The organism is Mesoflavibacter sp. CH_XMU1404-2, from assembly GCF_037029465.1.
Lineage (GTDB): Bacteria > Bacteroidota > Bacteroidia > Flavobacteriales > Flavobacteriaceae > Mesoflavibacter.
Genome location: NZ_JAYMEM010000028.1, coordinates 194827 through 195235 on the forward strand (window position 1 = coordinate 194827; position 409 = coordinate 195235).

At 40.3% G+C, this 409-nt stretch carries 1 pseudogene; it reads right to left on the bottom strand.

The features are described from left to right. A pseudogene (locus WA327_RS12490) lies at positions 1–409 on the bottom strand (hypothetical protein); the annotation flags it as partial.

Consider the following 409-nt stretch of genomic DNA (forward strand, 5'->3'; position numbering starts at 1 on the left):
GTCGTTATCACAATCTAAATCATTCCATGCAGCATCTACTGGCTCTGTCTGACTTGTAAGTTCTAATGAACATGGATCGTTTGGATCTGTTCCATCTATAGCTTCTTGTCCGTCTGTTACTCCATCTCCATCTGTATCGACATCTAATGGATCTGTTATGTTTCCATTTGGATCTATTGGTGTGTTTGGATCGTCTACTCCTGTAACTTCTTCTCCGTTTGTTAATCCGTCGTTATCACAGTCTAAATTACTCCAAGCAGCTGTAACAATTGTTAAATCCTGGTTTGTTGGATTGTAATCACATGGATCTTGTTCGTCTGTTCCATTACCATCATCAATGCCATTTCCGTCTGGATCAATCTCATCACCATTGGTTACACCATCGCCATCACAATCTAATGCTTGGTAG